19 protein-coding genes are annotated in these 19,985 nt (G+C 62.5%); 11 read left to right on the top strand and 8 right to left on the bottom strand.

Annotated elements, in window-relative coordinates; all coding sequences use genetic code 11:
* The first annotated feature begins 83 nt into the window (after positions 1–83).
* Genes CPI83_RS00645 through CPI83_RS00635 form a run of 3 tightly spaced genes read left to right on the top strand, consistent with a single transcriptional unit; the run spans position 84 to position 1,829 of the window.
* On the top strand, positions 84–908 hold the full coding sequence (locus CPI83_RS00645; RefSeq protein WP_097386628.1) for a DUF2786 domain-containing protein: 825 nt from the start codon (positions 84–86) through the stop codon (positions 906–908).
* Complete coding sequence (locus CPI83_RS00640; protein ID WP_097386627.1) at positions 905–1,402, top strand: TIGR04338 family metallohydrolase; 498 nt, start codon at positions 905–907, stop codon at positions 1,400–1,402. The genes CPI83_RS00645 and CPI83_RS00640 overlap by 4 nt, the downstream gene beginning before the upstream one ends.
* 58 nt (positions 1,403–1,460) lie before the next feature.
* Positions 1,461–1,829 carry a helix-turn-helix transcriptional regulator gene (locus CPI83_RS00635; protein WP_003946041.1) on the top strand — a complete coding sequence of 123 codons (369 nt, stop codon included), beginning with the start codon at positions 1,461–1,463 and terminating at the stop codon, positions 1,827–1,829.
* Here the strand turns inward: CPI83_RS00635 and CPI83_RS00630 are convergent, their stop codons facing one another.
* Together CPI83_RS00630 and CPI83_RS00625 are read right to left on the bottom strand one after the other, a co-directional pair.
* A complete protein-coding gene (locus CPI83_RS00630; protein WP_003945993.1) occupies positions 1,830–2,417 on the bottom strand; it encodes an ATP-dependent Clp protease proteolytic subunit in 588 nt (195 codons plus the stop codon). It abuts the gene before it with no gap.
* 4 nt (positions 2,418–2,421) lie between these two features.
* Positions 2,422–3,030, bottom strand: coding sequence for an ATP-dependent Clp protease proteolytic subunit (locus CPI83_RS00625; RefSeq protein WP_020909763.1), 609 nt, complete (start codon positions 3,028–3,030; stop codon positions 2,422–2,424).
* 287 nt (positions 3,031–3,317) lie between these two features.
* On the opposite strand from CPI83_RS00625, the gene CPI83_RS00620 reads away from it, so the two are divergent.
* Complete coding sequence (locus CPI83_RS00620) at positions 3,318–4,112, top strand: LLM class F420-dependent oxidoreductase (protein WP_097388102.1); 795 nt, start codon at positions 3,318–3,320, stop codon at positions 4,110–4,112.
* Here CPI83_RS00620 and CPI83_RS00615 read toward each other — a convergent pair.
* Genes CPI83_RS00615 through CPI83_RS00605 form a run of 3 tightly spaced genes read right to left on the bottom strand, consistent with a single transcriptional unit; the run spans position 4,034 to position 8,345 of the window.
* Entirely contained in the window at positions 4,034–5,263 is a 1,230-nt protein-coding gene (locus CPI83_RS00615; RefSeq protein ID WP_020909765.1) for a CoA transferase, read from the bottom strand. The two genes, CPI83_RS00620 and CPI83_RS00615, sit on opposite strands and share 79 nt — an antisense overlap.
* The gene (locus tag CPI83_RS00610) at positions 5,260–6,975 is read right to left on the bottom strand and encodes an acyl-CoA dehydrogenase family protein (RefSeq protein ID WP_097386626.1); all 1,716 of its coding nucleotides are present in this window, start codon (positions 6,973–6,975) and stop codon (positions 5,260–5,262) included. Before CPI83_RS00610 ends, CPI83_RS00615 begins: the two co-directional genes overlap by 4 nt.
* A complete protein-coding gene (locus CPI83_RS00605) occupies positions 6,975–8,345 on the bottom strand; it encodes an MFS transporter (protein WP_047889988.1) in 1,371 nt (456 codons plus the stop codon). Before CPI83_RS00605 ends, CPI83_RS00610 begins: the two co-directional genes overlap by 1 nt.
* Positions 8,346–8,491: 146 nt before the next feature.
* Between CPI83_RS00605 and CPI83_RS00600 the strand changes: the two genes are divergently transcribed.
* Positions 8,492–9,370 carry a LysR family transcriptional regulator gene (locus CPI83_RS00600; protein ID WP_031333904.1) on the top strand — a complete coding sequence of 293 codons (879 nt, stop codon included), beginning with the start codon at positions 8,492–8,494 and terminating at the stop codon, positions 9,368–9,370.
* Here the strand turns inward: CPI83_RS00600 and CPI83_RS00595 are convergent.
* From CPI83_RS00595 to CPI83_RS00585, 3 genes are read right to left on the bottom strand one after another with little or no spacing between them, the layout of a single operon-like run.
* Positions 9,367–11,058 carry an acyl-CoA dehydrogenase family protein gene (locus CPI83_RS00595; protein WP_097386625.1) on the bottom strand — a complete coding sequence of 564 codons (1,692 nt, stop codon included), beginning with the start codon at positions 11,056–11,058 and terminating at the stop codon, positions 9,367–9,369. The two genes, CPI83_RS00600 and CPI83_RS00595, sit on opposite strands and share 4 nt — an antisense overlap.
* 10 nt (positions 11,059–11,068) lie before the next feature.
* On the bottom strand, positions 11,069–12,574 hold the full coding sequence (locus CPI83_RS00590; protein ID WP_097386624.1) for a long-chain-fatty-acid--CoA ligase: 1,506 nt from the start codon (positions 12,572–12,574) through the stop codon (positions 11,069–11,071).
* A 36-nt stretch (positions 12,575–12,610) separates the two neighbouring features.
* Entirely contained in the window at positions 12,611–13,246 is a 636-nt protein-coding gene (locus CPI83_RS00585) for a TetR/AcrR family transcriptional regulator C-terminal domain-containing protein (RefSeq protein ID WP_007735239.1), read from the bottom strand.
* A gap of 175 nt (positions 13,247–13,421) precedes the next feature.
* Between CPI83_RS00585 and CPI83_RS00580 the strand changes: the two genes are divergently transcribed.
* The 6 genes from CPI83_RS00580 (at position 13,422) to nthA (ending at position 19,981) form a co-directional block, all read left to right on the top strand.
* The gene (locus CPI83_RS00580; RefSeq protein WP_021346131.1) at positions 13,422–14,402 is read left to right on the top strand and encodes a helix-turn-helix domain-containing protein; all 981 of its coding nucleotides are present in this window, start codon (positions 13,422–13,424) and stop codon (positions 14,400–14,402) included.
* Positions 14,403–14,606: 204 nt separating this feature from the next.
* Positions 14,607–15,668, top strand: coding sequence for a phenylacetaldoxime dehydratase family protein (locus CPI83_RS00575; RefSeq protein ID WP_084325706.1), 1,062 nt, complete (start codon positions 14,607–14,609; stop codon positions 15,666–15,668).
* Positions 15,669–15,783: 115 nt separating this feature from the next.
* Entirely contained in the window at positions 15,784–16,152 is a 369-nt protein-coding gene (locus CPI83_RS00570; protein WP_070386716.1) for a winged helix-turn-helix domain-containing protein, read from the top strand.
* Between the two features lie 45 nt (positions 16,153–16,197).
* Positions 16,198–17,604: a substrate-binding protein gene (locus CPI83_RS00565; protein WP_097386623.1), complete on the top strand. Its 1,407-nt coding sequence runs from the start codon at positions 16,198–16,200 to the stop codon at positions 17,602–17,604.
* 114 nt (positions 17,605–17,718) lie between these two features.
* Positions 17,719–19,284 carry an amidase gene (locus CPI83_RS00560; RefSeq protein WP_097386622.1) on the top strand — a complete coding sequence of 522 codons (1,566 nt, stop codon included), beginning with the start codon at positions 17,719–17,721 and terminating at the stop codon, positions 19,282–19,284.
* 73 nt (positions 19,285–19,357) lie between these two features.
* Positions 19,358–19,981, top strand: a complete 624-nt coding sequence (gene nthA / locus CPI83_RS00555; protein ID WP_029256769.1) for a nitrile hydratase subunit alpha — start codon at positions 19,358–19,360, stop codon at positions 19,979–19,981.
* Positions 19,982–19,985 lie beyond the last annotated feature (4 nt).

Here is a 19,985-nt window from a genome sequence, read left to right as displayed (position 1 = left end):
GTGCCGGACGATCCAAGTTGAGGGTGAGCGTGTGCGCTAGCAGCATAAACGTCCGTGTCGGCGCGCGAGCGTAGTCTTTCACGGTGAGTTCGGAGAAGATGCTGACCCGCATCGGTGCGCTGCTTCGCCAAGCGGAGTCCACCGACAATCCACACGAAGGTGAAGCCTTCATGGCGGCCGCTCAGCGGTTGGCCACCGGTTCCGCGATCGACCTGGCGGTAGCGCGGGCGCACACCGCGTCCTCGGAAAAACGTGCGACACCCACTCAGCGGCTCATCACCATCGGCGAACCGGGCAAGCGCGGGCTGCGAACGTACGCCCAATTGTTCATCGCGATCGCCGCTGCCAACGACGTACAGTGCGACATCGCGCAGACGTCGGCCGTCATCTACGCCTACGGCTTCGCCGGTGACATCGACGTGTGCGAAGCGCTGTACTCGAGCCTGCTCTTCCAGATGGTCCGTGACTCCGACGCGTACGTGCGCTCCGGGGCGTACCGCGGCGAAACATCCGTGCGGACCGTCGTCGAAACTCGTGGACGACGACGCGTCAACACGCAGGTCCGCAAGCCGGTGGCCGGAGTGACGGCGCGCCTGAACTTCCAGATGGCGTACGCGTCCCGCATCGGCGCTCGGTTGGCCGAGACGCAGCAGGAGACGGAGAAGGCAGCGATCGCAGAATCTGCCACGTCGTCTTCGGAAACCGCACTCGTGCTGCGCAACAAGGAAATCGAGCTCAAGGACTACTACGCGTCCAACTCCCAGGCACGTGGGACGTGGCGGGGCGGTGGTCGCGCGAGTGCCGGGCACTCCTCGCATGCTCGACGAGCGGGTGATCGGGCGGCGCGCTCCGCACGTCTGGGAAACCTGCCGGAGATCGGCGGGGTGCGCGGGCAGCTCGACTCGTGAGGGATGCGCAGCGGAGCGCCGTCTACGAGGCAGAGACGTTGGTGCGCACCATGTTCGATCGCGCCGACGAGCGCGGACTTCGGAGCGTCGAGGTCATGGGTTCCACCATCACGTTGCCGGTCGAGCGCAAATTCGGTTCCGTGGAGTCGGTCCAGGCGTACTGCGATCAGCTACTCGGGCTGAACTGGGTACTCGCGACCTGGCCTCGCGCAACCATTCCGGTGTCCGTACGCTCCCGCGCCGGCAATGCCGCCGCTCACTACTCGAACGACGTCATCGCCGTCCCGGACGACCGTGACGGCCGGTGGGCGCTACGCGAATTCGTTGTCTTGCACGAACTTGCGCACCACCTCGGCGACCCCACTTCCGACGAGGCCTCCCACGGGCCCGAGTTCGTCGACCGCTATACGAGCCTTGTCGGCGAGATCATCGGACCCGAGGCGACCTTCGTTCTTCGAGCGATGTTTCTTGCCGGTGGTGTTCGAACGGACTAGATGTCAGCCCTCGGTGAACCGGGTGGTGTGCGAACCGGTCGGCTGGAATACTCGGCCTATGGATGCGCCGCGCAGACTGGTCCTGGTCAAGGGTGAGTCGGAACTCCCCGATCCGGCTGTCGCCGTGCGCAAACCCCCGCTGATTCGTGAAGCCTACGGACGAGTGCTGCGGGAGGTCAGACGCGATCAGGACCGAACTCTCGACGACGTAGCCGCAAAGGTCGGGATGTCGAAGCAGTACCTCTCCGAGATCGAACGGGGCAAGAAGGAACCGTCGTCGGAAATTCTGCGCGCCATCTGCGAAGCGCTCGGGATGCCGCTCGAGCACCTGCTGTTCCGAGCGGGCAACAGGATCGTTGCGCTCAACTCCCTCACCTTCGGACATTCTCCCGCACCGATCTCCGGTCCCGTCCTGATGGCAGCCTGATCAGTTCCCTTCGATGAGGGTGTCAGCCAGTCCGTAGGAGATAGCGTCGTCGGCAGTGAAGATCCTGTCTCGATCGGTGTCCTTGCGGAGCCGCTCGACGCTCTGACCGGTGTGCTTACTCAGAATCGCCTCGGTCTGCTCCCGGATTCTCAGGATCTCGGCTGCTTGAAGCGCGAGGTCCGAGATGGTGCCGCTACCTTGCGTCGACGGTTGATGCAGCAGCACCCGCGAATGGGCAAGAACATGCCGATGGCCCGGAGTGCCTGCGGCCAGAAGCACTGCAGCAGCCGAAGCCGCTTGACCCATGCAGTACGTCGAAATCGTCGGTTTCAAGAACTGCATGGTGTCGTAGATCGCGAGCATCGCCGTGGTGGAACCGCCGGGAGAGTTGATGTACAAACCGATTTCGCGATCCGGGTTGTCGGCCTGCAGATGCAGCATCTGAGCCATCACGACATTGGCGACGCCGTCGTCGATCTCTGTGCCGAGAAAGACGATGCGTTCGTTGAGCAGCCTGCTGAAGATGTCGAAAGATCGCTCACCCGTTGGTGTTCGCTCGATGACACTGGGAATCGTGTACTGGGACATGACGTCACAATCCGATCTTGGGGAAGGTGGCTTGCGGTGCGATCTCGGCGAAGGACGTCACGACGCGGTCGACGATTCCGTACTCGCGCGCCTGCTCGGCGGTGAACCAGCGATCCCGATCGCTGTCGGTCTCGATCTCTTCGACGGTCCGGCCCGTTTCGGCGGCGAGGATTTCCTGCGATTGACGCTTCATCAGCTCGAGACTCTCGGCCTGGATCGCAATGTCCACCGCAGTGCCACCGATACCCGCCGAAGGTTGGTGCATCATGATGCGGCTGTGCGCCAGGCTGATTCGCTTGCCGTGGGTGCCGGAGCAGAGAAGCACCTGGCCCATGCTGGCCGCGAAGCCCATCGCGACCGTCACGACGTCGTTGGGGATGAGCTTCATCGTGTCGTAGATGGCCAGGCCGGCAAACACCGATCCGCCAGGTGAATTGATGTAAAGCACTATGTCGCGCTTGGGGTCGGTGGTGGCGAGGAGCACCAGTTCCGAACACACCCGTTCGGCCATGGCGTCGTTGACCTCGCCGGTGAGCAGAATCGTTCGCTGTCGGAAGAGCCTGTCTGTCAACAGGTCACGGTAGCCGGTATCGGTGGGCGCTTCAGTAGTCATGTATCCATTCCTACCGGCGCGGCGGTACCGCGGCCCCGCCTGTCTGCTGTGGGCAGACCACCCCTGTTTTTACCCGCCCCCTTTTTTGCCCGCCCCCCCCCTTTTGCCTGCCCCCCTTTTTGAGCGAACGGCACGTTCAGTCGATCTAAGGCGCCGAAAGTACCGTTCGCTCGAAAAGGGGTGGGTACAAGAGCGGGCATACCCGTCACCGACGGCGGCGGTAGCGGTACCGCGCACACCCGGCCATGATGGGAGAAGACAACCATTCCTCTCGTCAGGAGCGTGGCATGACTCGTCCGGTACGCATCGGTGTTCAACTCCAACCCCAGCACGCACCCGATTACGGGTTGATACGCGACGCCGTCTTGCGGTCCGAGGACGCCGGGGTGGACATCGTCTTCAACTGGGACCACTTCTACCCGTTGACCGGCGATCCCGACGGCGCCCACTTCGAGTGCTGGACCATGCTCGGCGCCTGGGCCGAGCAGACCGAACGCGTCGAGATCGGCGCCCTGGTCACCGGTGGTGGCTACCGCAATCCGGATCTGCTGGCCGACATGGCGCGAACCGTCGACCACATCAGCGGCGGACGCCTGATCCTCGGCATCGGTGCCGGCTGGTTCGAGAAGGACTACGACCAGTTCGGATACGACTTCGGCACTCCCGGTTCACGGCTGAAACTGCTGGGCGAATACCTCCCCCGCATCACGGGCCGCCTGGCGAAGGGCAACCCGCCGCCGACGCGCAACATCCCGGTCCTCATCGGCGGTGGCGGCGAGAAGAAGACCCTGCGCTTGGTCGCCGAGTACGCCGACGTCTGGCACAGCTTCGGTGACCGCGAGACACACCTGCGCAAGTCAGGCATCCTCTCCGACCATTGCGCCGACGTAGGCCGGAACCCGCTGGAAGTAGAGCACTCGGTTCCGTGGCCTGGGCTCGAGAATGCTGCTGACCTGGTCGCCGACGGTGTCTCGCTCTTCACCGTCGGCATCAGCGGACCGGACTACGACCTCACGACGCTTGCCGAGGCCATCGCTTGGCGCGACGACAACACACCGCCTGCGTTGAGCGGGCTGGCCTGAGCGGTACCAAGAACTTCGTCGTTGTCGGCGCCGAGAACGGGCGGCGCCGACGTCAGACGTGGCCTCTGGCCGGAGAAGTTGACCGGAAAGGCCACTTGCTTCAACGGTCCGAGCGTCGGATGGTCGACGGTTCCGACCATTCCGAGCGCGGCGGTGTGGGGATCGGAGTAGATCTCGTCGAGATGGCGGATCGGTGACACCGGCACCGCGCGTTCGGCGAGAAGAGCGCACCAGTGTTCGACGGTTTCCGATGTGAAGGCGCTGGTGAGTTCTCGTTCCAGACTCTCGCGGTTCTCCACCCTGTCGCGGTTGTGGACGAAACGCGGATCGGTGACCAGTTCACTCCTTCCGATGGCCTCGCACAGCGACGCCCACATCCCGTCGTTGCCGACAGCGATGACGAAGTACCCGTCGCTGGCAGGAAATGCTTGATACGGAGCAAGATTCGGATGACCGGAGCCCAACGCAGTCGGGCGCTCACCGGTGGCGAAGTAACTGGTCGCCCAGTTCACGTGCATCGCGAGTTGGCACTCGTACAGCGACGTGGTCACGTACTGTCCGCGCCCGGTCCGGCCTCGCTCGACCAATGCAGCCAGGACACCGACCAGTCCGAAAAGCGCTGCGCCCAAGTCTCCCAACGCAAACCCGGATTTCATCGGAGCACCACCCGGTTCACCGGTGAGCGACATGAGCCCACCCGCGGCCTGCGCGATCATGTCGTACCCCGGTTCGTCGCGCAGCGGTCCTTCTTCACCGAAGGCAGAGATGTGCAGGGTGATCAGATGCGGGTATCGCTCGGACAGCGCCTGGTAGTCGAAGATCTTCTGTAATCCGCTGCCCGGCTTGAAGTTCTCCACGACTACATCGGTCTCTTCGAGCATGCGGTGGATGATCTCCTGTCCTTCGGTGGACTTGAGGTCGATCGTGACCGACTTCTTACCGCGGTTGATCGCGAGATAGTAGGCGGCATCTACCCCGACGAAGGGAGGCCCCCACGAACGCGTGGGGTCGCCGCCTTCAGGGTGTTCGATCTTGGTGACGTCGGCACCGAGATCGGCAAGCGACATGGTTGCGTACGGCCCGGCAAGGATCTTCGACAGATCCAGAACACGGACGCCGGCGAGGGGTGTGGGGCCTGTTGGCGAGTTCACCGATGACCACCTGCTACAGAGAGGAACTCGGCTACGACGTCACGTGCATCATCCAGCTCGACGTCACCGCCGTCGGTGATCACGTCGAGATTGCCGAGCGCAGCCGACGGCACCTTCCCCACAAGACCGGCCAGGTAGGAATTAGCCACCAGCAGTGACCGGTACCCATTACCGTGTCGGATGCCGTGATCCGCAAGATCGAAAAGCAGGGTCGCCATGACGGCACGAGCCAACTCGTCGGCATACTTTGCGCTGGCGGCCTGGGCGGCATCGTCAGATCCGGAGATCAGACGATCTCCTTCCTCTACCAGTTCCTCCCAGCGCCGCAACAGAACTCCGGCCCCGGCTTCGCAATCCGGTCCGACGGTGGACAAGATGTCCGTCATCGCTTCCGCGACCGTGCGGTGCGAGTTGAACTTGCGTAGGCACCGAAGTACGTCCAGCGCAATGACATTGCTCGAGCCCTCCCAGATCGAGCCCAAGTGGGCATCCCGCACTAGTCGCGCGTTTGCCCATTCCTCGATGTAGCCGTTTCCTCCGCGCACCTCCATGGCCTCGCCGGTGACCACCCGCGCGCGTTTGCAGACAAAGTGTTTGGCGATCGGTGTCAGTACCCTGATCAGTGCGCGCGCCTGTTCGTCGCCGCCGTCTGCTGCCTGAAGACACTGTGCGCTGTACGCGACCAGGGCCAGCGAAGCCTCGGCATCGAGTGCAAGGGGAAGAAGCGTCGCCCGCATCAGCGGCTGGTCGAAGAGCTTCTTACCGAACACGACTCGGCTCTTCGAATGTTCGACGGCTTCGCGGACTGCTCGGCGCATGAGAGCGCTCGAACGCATCGCATTGGACAGGCGAGACGTGTTGACCATCTCAGCCATCTGGCGGAATCCTCGATCGAGTTCGCCGACCTGGAGTGCGTGCGCGCGGTTCAGCGTCACCTCGCCGCTCGGCATGGAACGCGTACCCAGCTTGTCCTTGAGACGATCGATCGTGAGGTTGTTGCGCTCGCCGGATCCCAAGGTCTTGGGCACCATGAACATTCCGACTCCACGCGTCGAACCATCCTGTCCGCCCGGGAATCTTGCGAGGGTGATGATCACATCGGCATCCGGGTTGGAGGCGAACCACTTCTTGCCCGTCAGAACCCATCCGTCACCGTCGCGCTCGGCGCGTGTTTCGGTGCAGGCGATGTCGGTGCCTGCCTGAATCTCGGTCATGAACATCGCACCCGTCTTCGCCTGCTCGGGGTCCGTCGACGTCAACGCGTCGATCCAGGGCGAGAACACGGCCGGATCACCGAACATACGCAGGGTCCGCGCAGCAGCATCTGTCATCGACACCGGACAGGCCAGCCCGAACTCGGCCTGCACGAAGATGTACGACGCGAGGTACTTCGCGAGTGGCGGATGCACGGAGTCCCATCCGTGCAACCCTTTTCGGTGCGACATGGCGGACAGGCCGTACTCGTTGTACGCCGCCCGGCACAGTTCCAGGTAGGCCGGGTGATAGGAAATCCGGTCGACGCGGTCACCGGCCTTGTCGAATTGCTGCAGCACCGGCGGGTTCTTGTCTGCGATGTCGGCAAGCTCGGACAAACGGCCGGCGGCATCTCGGCCCAGTCGGTCGAGCAATCCGTTCAACGTCTCTCGGTCCGCCCCGGCGGTCCATCTGTCCACTACCGCTGCCAGAGCGGGGTCGGTGTGTGCATAGTTCATCAGTGGTCAACGCCTTTCAGGGTGGAAACATCGGTCATGTTCGAGGAGCTCGTCGACTCCAGCCCTTGCGCGTGCAGCGCACTCCTGCGCAAAAGTGCCGTCATACAGACAAGGGAGAGAACGACATACACGAGCCCAAGAGCGACGACCGGCCAGATCGAGTTGGTTCGCGTCAGCAGATACTGGCTGACCATCGGGGCCGTTCCGGCAAATACGGCTGTCGACAATTGGTACGACAGAGAGATGCCGGTATACCGAACATTGGTGGGGAAAACCTGCGCCAGGATGCCGGCCAACGCGGCGTAATACATTGCGTGAGGCGCCGTCGCGAGGACCATACCCAGAATCGCCAAGGGCACGGAGCCCGTCTGAACCAGCACGAACATCAGTGGTAGGAGCACGATCTCCGGAAGCAGCATCCAACGGACCGCTTTCGACGGATCGATCCGCGTGGCCAGCACAGCACCGAAAGGCTGTACGAGCGCCTGGGCTACCAGTGCCACGGTGATCACGAGGAGGAAGTCACTACGCTCGAAGCCGAGATCCGTTGTCGCCCATGAGAGCGCAAAGGTTGTCTTGACGTACGTGATGGCAACACCGGCAACCACAGCGCCGACGCCGAGAGCAAGTTCGACGGGATGCGAACGCAACACTTCGACCAGCGGCATCCGTGTACGTTCCTGTGCCGCAACAGCCTTCTTCATCTCGGGTGTCTCGGAGATGTGCAGTCGGATGTAGAGAGCGACGATCACCAAAGCTGCGGATCCGAGGAACGGCAGACGCCAACCCCACGACTCGAACACGGAATCCGACATCAACGTCAGGCCGAGGAAGGCCAGCGTCGCGAGCAGGTTGCCGACCGGTGAACCCTGCTGCGCAAACGCACCGTAGAGCACCTTTTTCTTCGGGGGAGCGAACTCTGTGGCGATCAATACGGCGCCACCCCATTCGCCGCCCATGGCAATGCCCTGGAGAACACGCAGTGCCACAAGCAGTATCGGTGCCCAGATCCCGATCTGGGAGTACGTAGGGAGGAGGCCGACACCGACAGTTCCCAACCCCATGAGCGCGAGGGTGATGATCACGGCGTTCTTGCGACCGAACTTGTCTCCGAAATGACCGAACACCACTCCGCCGACAGGACGAGCCACGAATCCCACGGCAAAAGTCGCGAAGGCTGCGAGTGTCCCCACCGCCGGCGACGCATCCGGGAAGAACAGCGGGCCGAGCACCAAGGCGGATGCGGTTCCGTAGATGTAGAAGTCGAACCATTCGATAGTCGTTCCGACAAACGCCGTGATTCCGGCCTTGCGTGCCTGTTTGGTGTTGTATTCAGGCGGATTGGTGTCTTGACCTGGGTGTTGATCCACGGTTCTCTCTGATTCTCGCGTCGGGCATCACCAAGGGATGCAATGTGAGGCGTGAATCACTATCGTCCGAAATCCATGTAGAGTCCAAGACTTAGTTCGACTCATTTATGTGGGAGAACCACATAATGAAAAGCGGGAGGAGCGACATGGAATTGCGTCAGCTGCGCGCGTTTCTCGCAGTCGCCGACGAACTTCATTTCGGCCGGGCCGCCGAGCGACTCCACATCGGGCAGTCGCCGCTCAGCCAGACCATTCGGGCGCTCGAGCGCGAACTCGGCACCGACCTGTTTGTCCGGACCACCAGATCAGTGCAATTGACCGCAGCCGGCGAAGCCTTGGTCACGCCCGCACGAATCATCGAAGCGCAGATCGCCGTCGTACGGGATATCGCATCAGCGGCGTCGACCGGGGAAACAGGCCGTGTCACGGTGGGTTTCGGCGGAACGGGCGGCTACACGGTGCTGTCGGCCCTCACACGATCGCTGGCCGACTCCCATCCGGGAATCGAACTGGACCTACGGCCGCAGATGTACTCGGGTGAGGTGCTCGACGCTCTCCGACGCGGAACACTCGACATGGGCATAGTCGGCCTGCCCATTCCGCGCGGATTCGAGACTCACACTGTGCGCGAGGAAACCTTGATGGTCGCGGTTCCGGCCAGGCATCACCTCAGTACCCGGGACTCGGTGTCACCGGAAGACCTGGCAACCGAGCGATTCGTGATGTATCCCGCCGAGCACGGCTCGGTGGTGCGCGATGCGACGTTGTCCGTCTGCGCCACAGCAGGTTTCACGCCCACCGTCGCGCACGAAGCCCCCGATCCGTACAGCCTGTTGGCCATGGTCGGAGCGGGGGTCGGGATCGCCGTCGTCGTGGAGTCGACGGCGCATCTGTCCATGGACGGGGTCGTGTACCTGCCGATCGCCGGGGCCACGCCCACGCTGAAAATCGCGATGGCATGGCGACCGAACAATCCGACGCCGGCAGTACACACCGTCACCAGGGTACTGAGGGAGCAGCCTTAGGCTCTGGCGAGAATTCCCGCGAAATCTGTTCCCACAGGCAGAGTTCCGTACTCGTGACCACGGTCGGCGCCGAGGCGAGCGGCAATGAACGCATCGGGCGAGGCGGCCGGGGAGTGGCGCACCATGAGCGAAGCCTGCAGCGCCAACGCCATTGCCTCGACGACGGTCCGAGCGCGGAGCTGGGCGTCGGCGGGTGCCATCGTGGCGAGCTCACCGAGTTGGCGTCGTACCCGATCGAGGTGCTGATCGAGGACCGGGTTGTTGCCGCGAGCGAGGTTGACCTCGTGGTCGAAGGCGGCAACGGAATCGGGTTCACGGGTCATCGCGCGCAGGACATCGAGTGCGATGACGTTGCCCGACCCCTCCCACACGGCCATGACGGGCTGCTCACGGTAGCGACGGGCAAGCGGGAAGTCCTCGGTGTAACCGTTACCGCCCAGGCATTCGAGTGCCTCGTAGGAGTGGTGCGGGCCGCGCTTGCAGATCCAGTACTTCGCAACAGCCGTCGCGAGTCGGCGGAACGCCTTTTCCTGCTCGTCCGCGTCCTCGTCCTGCGCGCGAGCCAATCGCAGTGCGGTGATGGTTGCGGCTTCGGATTCGAGAGCCAGATCGGCGAGCACCGACGTCATCGCCGGCTGATCTGCAAGGACGGCACCGAAAGCGCTTCGGTGCCGTGCGTGCCACACTGCTTCGGCGACCGACTGACGCATACCTGCCGTGCTGCCGAGGATGCAGTCGAGTCGCGTCTGGGACACCATTTCGATGATGGTCCGCACGCCACGACCCGGTTCGCCGATCATGGTGCCGACGGTGCCGTCGAGTTCGATCTCGGACGACGCGTTGGACTTGTTCCCCAGCTTGTTCTTCAGACGCTGGATGCGGAAGATGTTGCGTGTGCCGTCGGGCAGGATGCGGGGGAGAAGGAAGCAGGAAAGTCCCTCACCGGCTGCACCTTCGGCCTGAGCAAGAACCAGGAACGCGTCGGACATCGGCGCGGAGCAGAACCACTTGTGTCCGGTGAGCAGGTAGTCCGCACCCGGGCCGCCACGTCCGGCCGGCTTGGCGATGGTCGTGTTGGCTCGCACGTCGGAGCCGCCCTGCTTTTCCGTCATGGACATTCCGAATATCGCGGATGCCTTTCCGGGAGCATCCAACTCGGGGGTGTAGCTCCGAGAAAGGGCACGCGGGGTCCAGATGGCGGCCACGTCCGGTTGCAGCTCGAGCGAGGGGATCACGGCGTGCGTCATGGAGATCGGGCACGCGTGGCCCGGTTCGACCTGGGAGAACAGCATGAATGCCGCGGCCCGAGCCACGTTGGCACCCGGCTTGGGGTCAGCCCAGGCAGAGGTGTGAGCACCGTGCGCTACGGCAGCAGAGATGATCCGGTGATACGACGGATGGTATTCGACCTCGTCGATGCGGTTTCCCCAACGATCGAAAGTCTTCAATTCGGGGATCACCGTGTTGGCCAGCTCGGCGTCGTGCTGGAATCCAGCACTGCCAACCAGTTCACCAATATCGGTGAGTTCGTCTGTGGCCCAATCGGCGTCGTGGCGCGCGACCCCTTCGGCCAGGACCGTATCGAGCAGGAACTCGTTGACGTCCGTGCGCGGTACCGACTGGTTGAGCACTGCATGGGTGCGATGCGGAGCCGGGTGGGTGACGGTCTTCTCGGAAATATCAGTCATGACAGGCCTTTCAGCTCGCTGCGCGGATGAGGTGCTTCTGGATCTTGCCGGTCGGTGTACGCGGAAGAATGGTCGCGAACACCACTTCACGCGGAATCTTGTAGCGCGCCAACTTGTCCGAGAGGTAGTCCTTGATGTCGTCGGCGCTGATGACATCCGGTTCACGCCAGACGACGTGTGCGACGACGGTCTCGCCCCATTCTTCGTTGGGCTTTCCGACAACGGCGACGTCGACGACGTCCGGGTGGCCGGAGATCACGTCCTCGACCTCCTTGGAGTAGACGTTCTCACCGCCCGTGATGATCATGTCCTTCGCGCGGTCGACGATGAAGAGGTAACCGTCCGCATCCTTGCGCGCCAGATCGCCGGTGCGGTACCAACCTCCGTCGGCAAAAGCAGCCTTCGTGGCAGTGGGGTCGTCGAGGTACCCCTGCATGACGGTGTCGGCGCGCAGCCAGATCTCACCGATCCGATCGGGCTCCGCGTCGGTGCCGTCATCGGCAACCAGGCGCAGGTCGACGCCGGCCAGCGCGACGCGGCCGATCGAGCCCGCCTTGCTCAACTGCTCCTCGGGGTACAGCACAGTGCCCACCGGTCCGGTCTCGGTCATGCCGTAGACCTGCCGGAATTCGGTGGTGCCGTACGACTCCACCAGTCGCCGAGCGACATCCGCGCCGATCGGTCCGCCGCCGTACAACCACGCACGAACGCTTCCGAGGTTGTAGTCGGCAAAGTTCGGCACGAGGTTGAGTGCAGTGGTGTAGATGACCGGCGGGCCGAAGCAGAGGGTAATACGGTGTTCCTGAACAGTTTCCAGGAATTTGACGGGATGGTACTCGCGCAGCAGCACGACGGTTCCGCCCATGTAGAGCGTGGACATGAACCAGTTGTTGAGCGGGGAAGCGTGCCAGATCGGGACGGCCATGAGCAGGCGCTCGTCCCGAGTCGTCGACACGGCGAGGGCCGCGGTGACGGCAACACCGACGACGTTGCGGTGGCTGTGGACGCAGCCCTTGGGCGAGCCGGTAGTCCCCGAGGTGTAGAGGATTTCAGCCGGATCGTTCTCGTCGATGTCGATACCGTCAACGCCCTCCTGGCGGGTGATGGCGTCGTCGAAGAAGTCGAAACCGTCTGCGACAGAGTCGGTGCTGATCAGCTTGGCCGTTGTCTCCAGTCGACCGACAACCGGCGCCAACTCACCGTCGAAGACGCACACCGACACCTTCGCGTGTCCCAGCACGTAGGCAACTTCCGGAGTCTGCATCTTGTGGTTGATGGGGACCACGACGGCGCCCAAGCGCCAGGCACCGAGCATCGCGTACACGAATCCCGGAGTGTTGTAACACATCAGCGCGACGCGGTCGCCCGGCTGCACGCCCAGCGACTGCAAATAGCCTGCGGCGCGTCGACTTCCGTCCTGAACCTGGGAGTACGTGTGATCGTGACCGTCGAATATCAGGAAGGGTTTGTCCGGGGTCTTGGTGACGTTGCTGTCGAATACGCGAACGATGTTCATCGAAGTCCTTGTCGGAGAATCACGCTCGAAGAGAGTTCATTCCATCGAGCTGTTGAGTACGGCGTCGGGTATCTGGAGAGTGGCGAAGATGACGGCGACCGCCTCCTCGAGGGAGTAACCGAAGCTCTCGCCGGTGGCAGTTTTCTGAATGACGAGGCCGAAGATCGCAGACCAGAAGGCCTTGGATTCGACGTCGATGCCCGCGCGCAGCTGCCAGCCGGTGCGGATCAAGGTACGGAGGAGGGCTGTTTCACCCGAGGAATGCAGAGTGCGAAGCGTCTCGGAGATCAGATCGCGGAGTTCACCACGGCGACCCGTCATCATCATCGCTTCCACGAACAGTTCGACACTGGGAGCGCCGGAGCCGAGGAGTGATCCGACCAGCTTCTCGGTGTAGTCGCCCACGGTGTCGGCGTCGGCGGCGTCGACCTCGGCACGCTTGCCTGCGCGCAGAACGGCTGCACACGCCACCTCGACGAAGAGCTTCTCTTTTGAGCCGTAGTAGTAGGTCACCTGGTTGGGATGGGCGCCGGCGGCGGTGCAGATCTGCGCGATGGACACGCTGTCGCCATGTTCGAGGAAGAGCTCGGTTGCAGCGTTGAACAGTGCCATGCGCGTCTGCTTGCCCGACTCACGCGTCGCGCGCGCTGCGGGAACTGACTCGGTGACCATCACGAACTCCTACTTGTTTGTATGACAAACAATAACTCGGCGTTGTTTGTATGGCAAACAATTTCTCCCGACGTGATCACATGTCGACTCCTATCGACATGTCCGATGTGCGGGATTACTCTCTGAACATCGAGCACCCGAGAACTTCGGCTTTTCTGCGAGGAGGCGCCCTGCAATGCTCGCGCGATCCGGCTTCTCCCTGCCCACACGCACGACTCTCACGGGCGACTGGGCAGATTTATTGCGTGAGCATTTTGTCGCGCTCGACGTATCCGATATCGAAGACGGCGATGGATTCAGCGGGGCCGTGCACTCGGCCCAACTCGCACACGTTCGGGTGTCCGCAGTTCAATCGATGGAACAACGAATAGTCCGTAGCAGCAGCCTGATCAAGAGTGACGGTGCGGACTATCTGCAAATCGGCATGATCCGCCGCGGTAGCGCGGTAGTGCGGCAAGACGACCGCGAATGCGTCCTGCGACGTGGCGACTACGTCCTGTACGACACCACGCGCCCCTTCGATTGGCAGATCGAGGGACACGCACACGACGGCATCTGGGGACTCGAGGTGTTCACCTGGCCACGGTCATACCTGTCACTCAGCGACGCGGAGGTCACGAGCTTGACCGCCATTGCCTTCGACGGACACGCGGGCCTGAGTGGCCTGCTGGGTCGCTTTCTTCACGATCTTGCCTCCGTCCGCATGACGTCCGACGCGAGCGGAGACGAGGAGGAAGTCGTCAACGAGATCGGCAGCCTGGTCAAGTCGGTTCTCCACGCAACGGCGCGTCCGATCGTCTCCCGGCGAACTGGCCTGTACGAATCCGCTCTGTCGGCCATAGACGCCCGCATCGCTGACCCGGCCCTGTCACCGGTGGACATCGCGGGATCAGTCAAAGTCTCCATTCGCCAGTTGCACCGAGCCTTCGCCGAACACGGCACAACGGTGTCGCGTTCGATTCGCAGCCGTCGACTCGACGGTTGCCGTCGTGAGATCGTGCAACGCCACGGCGTAGAGCGGTCGCTGACCCAGATTTCTCACCGCTGGGGATTCACCGACCTGGCCGCCTTCAGTCGCGCATTCAAGGCGGAGTTCGGGATCAGCCCGCGGCAATACCGGTCGCAAGCAGTGGCCCCCACAAGTACTGCCCGCTGATCTGTAACATCCTCGGACACTTACCCATTCAACATGATGTTCAAAACGTTCGGTCGCCGACGCCTATCCACAATTCTCGGCGCGGTAGGCCAAGTATCGGGCGCTGACGGCCAAGTTTGCTCGGCCTCGCGGGCGTAGATTTTCGGCACGGCGTTGCCAAGTGCCAGGCACCCGATCCGACCACCTACATCACAGGGAGCACTCATGGAATCTGCAATCGGTGAACATCTTCAATGCCCGCGCACGCTGACCAGGCGCGTTCCGGATACCTATTCGCCACCATTTCCCATGTGGGTCGGGCGTGCGGACGACACATTGCACCAGGTCGCGATGGGCTATCTCGGCGTGCAGTTCCGCGGCGAGGATCAGCGCTCGGCAGCACTGCAGTCCATGCGGGATATCGTCGCCGGCTTCGACTTGCCGGACGGACCGGCACACCACGATCTGACCCACCACATCGACAACCAGGGCTACGAGAATCTGATCGTGGTCGGGTACTGGAAAGATGTTTCTTCCCAACATCGTTGGAGCACATCAGCTCCGGTGGCCTCCTGGTGGGAGTCCGAGGACCGCTTGTCCGACGGATTGGGGTTCTTCCGGGAGATCGTGGCACCGAGAGCCGAACAATTCGAGACGCTCTACGCGTTCCAGGACGATCTCCCCGGAGTGGGAGCCGTCATGGACGGTGTCAGCGGCGAGATCAACGAGCATGGCTACTGGGGTTCGATGCGCGAGCGCTTTCCGATCTCTCAGACCGACTGGATGCAGGCCTCGGGCGAACTACGGGTCGTCGCCGGTGACCCCGCCGCAGGTGGACGCGTAGTAGTGCGGGGGCACGACAACATCGCACTGATCAGATCCGGGCAGGACTGGGCCGACGCGGAAGCGGACGAGCGCAGCCTCTACCTGGACGAAATCCTGCCCACTCTTCAATCGGGCATGGACTTCCTCCGCGACAACGGCCCGGCCGTCGGGTGCTACAGCAACCGTTTCGTACGCAATATCGACATCGACGGAAACTTCCTCGACCTGAGCTACAACATCGGTCACTGGGCCTCACTCGACCAACTCGAGCGGTGGTCGGAATCCCACCCGACCCATCTGCGGATCTTCACGACGTTCTTCCGGGTCGCCGAGGGCCTGTCGAAATTACGTCTCTACCATGAGGTCTCGGTATTCGATGCCGCCGATCAGCTGTACGAGTACATCAACTGCCATCCCGGGACCGGGTTGCTGCGCGACGCGGTGACCACCGCCGCGCACTGACCGAAGCCGCCGGAAAACTTCGGCCACGTTCTTTCCCTCGGAGGCAACTCGAGATATGTTGACGAGTGTCGACATATCTCAGTAGAGGCCATCGAGGAAGCGCGGACAGCACACAGTGACTACTCAACGAAACGAAGAGTTGGCGTTTGCTGTGCTGGCCGACCAGGTGCGCCGACAGATTCTCGACACTCTGGCTACCCACGGCGAATGCAACGCAGGCTTCATCAGCGATCAAATTTCGACGGTCGGTCGCACCACGGTATCCACACATCTCAAGGCGCTGCGGCTGTCCGGAGTTATCGTCGAACGCCGTCAAGGACGTCATCGCTTGTTTTCGATCGATCCGTCTGGGCCCGCCAACGATGCACTCCAGTTCCTGCGCGACGTCCTCGGGCGAGCGCTGGAAGCAGGTTCTCACGCCTCCGAGTTGCCGACCACGGCGACTGAGGATTCCGACGCGGCTTCGGTGCGTCGCCGGGCTTGAGGCCCTGTTTGAGCCCCAGCATCTATTTCAGGCAGGAAGTAGAACGTGCCAGGTCTCTCCGTAACGGCACAGATCGTGACGACGGACCCACCAGGGTCAGCCTTCGAGCGCTTCGAAACGGGGCAACTGCTCGAACTCGAATGTGAGCAACTGACGGTCGGGGCCGCCGTCGCCATCTCCCTTCCCGTCGGCGACGGCGCACGCGCAGATGTAGCCGGAATGCCGATCACTCTGTTGGGGTATGTCGCCGGCGTGAAGCGGGGCCGATCGGTCGTGATCGTGCACCACCAACCGTGGCGCGGCCGTCTGACGATCCGGTTCTTTCCCGACGGCACCGGCACCCGACTCGTTCTCGAGTCCAGCCTCGATCAGGACGGCATTTCCTGGCTTGCCAACAAGCGCGGATTTGCTCCACCCGAACCTCCGCGCTCCGACCGACATCGGATCGGACTGCTGGTCAGCAAATCCGGCTCGGCGGCTGTATTCGCCCAGGCCACAGAAACACTCGCTGCCCTGGCGGTGGAAGAGATCAATGCCGACGGCGGTGTCGGCGGCGTTCTCGTCGACTTGGTGATCGGCGATGACGCTTCCGACTCGGCGGCCGGAGCGGCGACCGCACTGCGATTGGTGAAAAGCGGATGTCGCGCCATTTTTGCGTGCGTGACGTCGTCGACCTTCAATGCCGCTGCATCTGCGTTGCAAAACACCAGTGTGTTGTTGGTGCACACAGTTCTCAACGAAGGAGGTCGATCGCGTCCGGGGATCCTTCGATTGGGTGAGCGGCCACTCGACCAGACGCGAGCGGGCATACCCGCAATGATGTCCGAGACCGGTTCTCGCACTTGGTTCCTGGTCGGTCAGCAGTATTCGTGGTCGTTCGGAGCACATTGGGCGGCTCGGCGTGTGATCGCCGAATCCACAGGTTCGGTGGCCGGCGAAGTCTACGTACCGTTGGGAACAACCGACTTCTCACGGATCATCGAGTCGATAGTCGACTCCGGGGCCGAACTGATTCTTTCCACCCTGGTGGGCCATGACGAGGTCTTCTTCGAACGGCAATGCGCCCAGCACGGACTGCGGGCCACCACGCGGACGTTCGCGCTGGTCCTCGACGAGGCCACTCAGCAGCTCATCGGCAATTCCGATGCCGACGGAGTCTGGGCGGCATTCGGCTACTTTCAATCCGCAGCCGGCGATCACGACCTCGAAAAGCGATACAGCGCAAGCTCGAACGAACTCCTGCCTCCGCTCAGCTCTCTGTCGGAGACAACGTACGAAGCGATCGTCGCTTACGCACGCGCAGTCGAACGAACGTCGGCGGGCGATCCGGAAACAGTACTTCGGCAGCTTGTCACAACGTCGAAAAGCTCGACGGACACCGGCGTTCCACTGCATCGGCCGATTCTGATCGCTGAATCACGCCATGGGCGTCTGTACCCCCGCTCTCTCTGAGCGCGCGTAACCCGAACTTAACGAGTCAATATGTCGATACCTATTGACGCAATTACTGATCCGGAACTAGTCTGAAAGACAAGTGAAGCCGATCACATCAGGAGCACACTTCTCATGGCGACAATCCGACCTGACGACAATGCAATAGACACCGCTGCAAGGCATTACGGCATCACTCTCGACCAATCAGCCCGGCTCGAGTGGCCGGCACTGATCGACGGAGCACTGGGCTCCTACGACGTCGTCGACCAGTTGTACGCCGACGAGGCAACCCCGTCGACCACGTCACGCGAACACGCCGTGCCAACTGCGAACGAAAATCCTTTGAGCGCTTGGTATGTGACCACAAGCATCCCGCCGACGTCGGACGGCGTCCTGACCGGCCGACGCGTGGCGATCAAGGACAACGTGACCGTGGCCGGAGTTCCGATGATGAACGGGTCTCGGACGGTGGAGGGATTCACTCCGTCTCGCGACGCGACTGTGGTCACTCGACTACTGGCGGCCGGTGCAACCGTCGCAGGCAAAGCTGTGTGTGAGGACCTGTGTTTCTCCGGTTCGAGCTTCACACCGGCAAGCGGACCGGTCCGCAATCCATGGGACCCACAGCGTGAAGCAGGTGGATCATCCGGTGGCAGTGCAGCTCTCGTTGCAAACGGTGACGTCGATTTTGCCATCGGCGGGGATCAAGGCGGATCGATCCGGATCCCGGCGGCATTCTGCGGCGTCGTCGGACACAAGCCGACGTTCGGGCTCGTCCCGTATACCGGCGCATTTCCCATCGAGCGGACAATCGACCATCTCGGCCCGATCACACGCACGGTCCACGATGCCGCACTGATGCTCTCGGTCATCGCCGGTCGCGACGGTAACGACCCACGCCAAGCCGACAGCGTCGAAGCAGGTGACTATCTGTCCACCCTCGACTCCGATGTGGATGGTCTGCGAATCGGGATCGTTCGAGAAGGTTTCGGGCACGCGGTCTCACAGCCCGAGGTCGACGACGCAGTCCGCGCAGCGGCACACAGTCTGACCGAAATCGGTTGCACGGTAGAGGAAGTAAACATCCCGTGGCACCTGCATGCTTTCCACATCTGGAACGTGATCGCCACGGACGGTGGTGCCTACCAGATGTTGGACGGCAACGGATACGGCATGAACGCCGAAGGTTTGTACGATCCGGAACTGATGGCACACTTTGCTTCTCGACGCATTCAGCACGCCGACGCTCTGTCCGAAACCGTCAAACTAGTGGCCCTGACCGGCCACCACGGCATCACCGCCCTCGGCGGCGCGAGCTACGGCAAAGCCCGGAACCTCGTACCGCTCGCCCGCGCCGCCTACGACACTGCCTTGAGACAATTCGACGTCCTGGTGATGCCCACACTGCCCTACGTCGCATCCGAATTGCCGGCGAAGGACGTGGATCGTGCAACCTTCATCACGAAGGCTCTCGGGATGATCGCCAACACGGCACCATTCGACGTGACCGGACATCCGTCCCTGTCCGTTCCGGCCGGCCTGGTAAACGGGCTTCCGGTCGGAATGATGATCACCGGCAAGACCTTCGACGATGCGACGGTCCTCCGGGTCGGGCGCGCATTCGAAAAGCTTCGCGGCGCGTTTCCGACGCCTGCCGACCGCATCTCCGACTCTGCACCACAACTCAGCCTCACCTAATCCTGTATACGCACTTGCACAACAAATTCCACCGATTCACACATGATCAGCCTGCATAGAAAAGGTGAACCAGATGTCAGTAACGATCGACCACACAACGGAGAACGCCGCACCGGCCCAGGCGCCGGTCTCCGATCGCGCGTGGGCCCTGTTCCGCGCACTCGACGGTAAGGGATTGGTACCCGACGGTTACGTCGAGGGATGGAAGAAGACCTTCGAGGAGGACTTCAGTCCAAGGCGCGGAGCGGAATTGGTCGCGCGGGCTTGGACCGACCCCGATTTCCGGCAGCTGCTTCTCACCGACGGTACCGCCGCGGTTGCCCAGTACGGATATCTGGGCCCCCAGGGCGAATACATCGTGGCAGTCGAAGACACCCCGACCCTCAAGAACGTGATCGTGTGCTCGCTGTGTTCATGCACCGCGTGGCCCATCCTCGGTCTGCCGCCGACCTGGTACAAGAGTTTCGAATACCGTGCACGCGTGGTCCGCGAGCCACGGAAGGTTCTCTCCGAGATGGGAACCGAGATCGCGTCGGACGTCGAGATCCGCGTCTACGACACCACCGCCGAAACTCGGTACATGGTCCTACCGCAACGTCCCGCAGGCACCGAAGGCTGGAGCCAGGAACAACTGCAGGAAATCGTCACCAAGGACTGCCTGATCGGCGTCGCAGTCCCGCAGGTCACCACCGTCTGACCAC

The organism is Rhodococcus sp. H-CA8f (assembly GCF_002501585.1).
Classification (GTDB): Bacteria; Actinomycetota; Actinomycetes; order Mycobacteriales; family Mycobacteriaceae; genus Rhodococcus_F; species Rhodococcus_F erythropolis.
This window is presented reverse-complemented; position numbering and strand designations above follow the sequence as displayed.

What these genes read in the sequence shown, in the direction of transcription:
- CPI83_RS00635 (WP_003946041.1), top strand. Translation starts at nt 1,461, where the DNA reads ATGGATGCGCCGCGCAGACTGGTCCTGGTCAAGGGTGAGTCGGAACTC.
- CPI83_RS00630 (WP_003945993.1), bottom strand. Translation starts at nt 2,417, where the DNA reads ATGTCCCAGTACACGATTCCCAGTGTCATCGAGCGAACACCAACGGGT.
- CPI83_RS00625 (WP_020909763.1), bottom strand. Translation starts at nt 3,030, where the DNA reads ATGACTACTGAAGCGCCCACCGATACCGGCTACCGTGACCTGTTGACA.
- CPI83_RS00620 (WP_097388102.1), top strand. Translation starts at nt 3,318, where the DNA reads ATGACTCGTCCGGTACGCATCGGTGTTCAACTCCAACCCCAGCACGCA.
- CPI83_RS00610 (WP_097386626.1), bottom strand. Translation starts at nt 6,975, where the DNA reads ATGAACTATGCACACACCGACCCCGCTCTGGCAGCGGTAGTGGACAGA.
- CPI83_RS00600 (WP_031333904.1), top strand. Translation starts at nt 8,492, where the DNA reads ATGGAATTGCGTCAGCTGCGCGCGTTTCTCGCAGTCGCCGACGAACTT.
- CPI83_RS00595 (WP_097386625.1), bottom strand. Translation starts at nt 11,058, where the DNA reads ATGACTGATATTTCCGAGAAGACCGTCACCCACCCGGCTCCGCATCGC.
- CPI83_RS00590 (WP_097386624.1), bottom strand. Translation starts at nt 12,574, where the DNA reads ATGAACATCGTTCGCGTATTCGACAGCAACGTCACCAAGACCCCGGAC.
- CPI83_RS00585 (WP_007735239.1), bottom strand. Translation starts at nt 13,246, where the DNA reads ATGGTCACCGAGTCAGTTCCCGCAGCGCGCGCGACGCGTGAGTCGGGC.
- CPI83_RS00580 (WP_021346131.1), top strand. Translation starts at nt 13,422, where the DNA reads ATGCTCGCGCGATCCGGCTTCTCCCTGCCCACACGCACGACTCTCACG.
- CPI83_RS00575 (WP_084325706.1), top strand. Translation starts at nt 14,607, where the DNA reads ATGGAATCTGCAATCGGTGAACATCTTCAATGCCCGCGCACGCTGACC.
- CPI83_RS00560 (WP_097386622.1), top strand. Translation starts at nt 17,719, where the DNA reads ATGGCGACAATCCGACCTGACGACAATGCAATAGACACCGCTGCAAGG.
- nthA (WP_029256769.1), top strand. Translation starts at nt 19,358, where the DNA reads ATGTCAGTAACGATCGACCACACAACGGAGAACGCCGCACCGGCCCAG.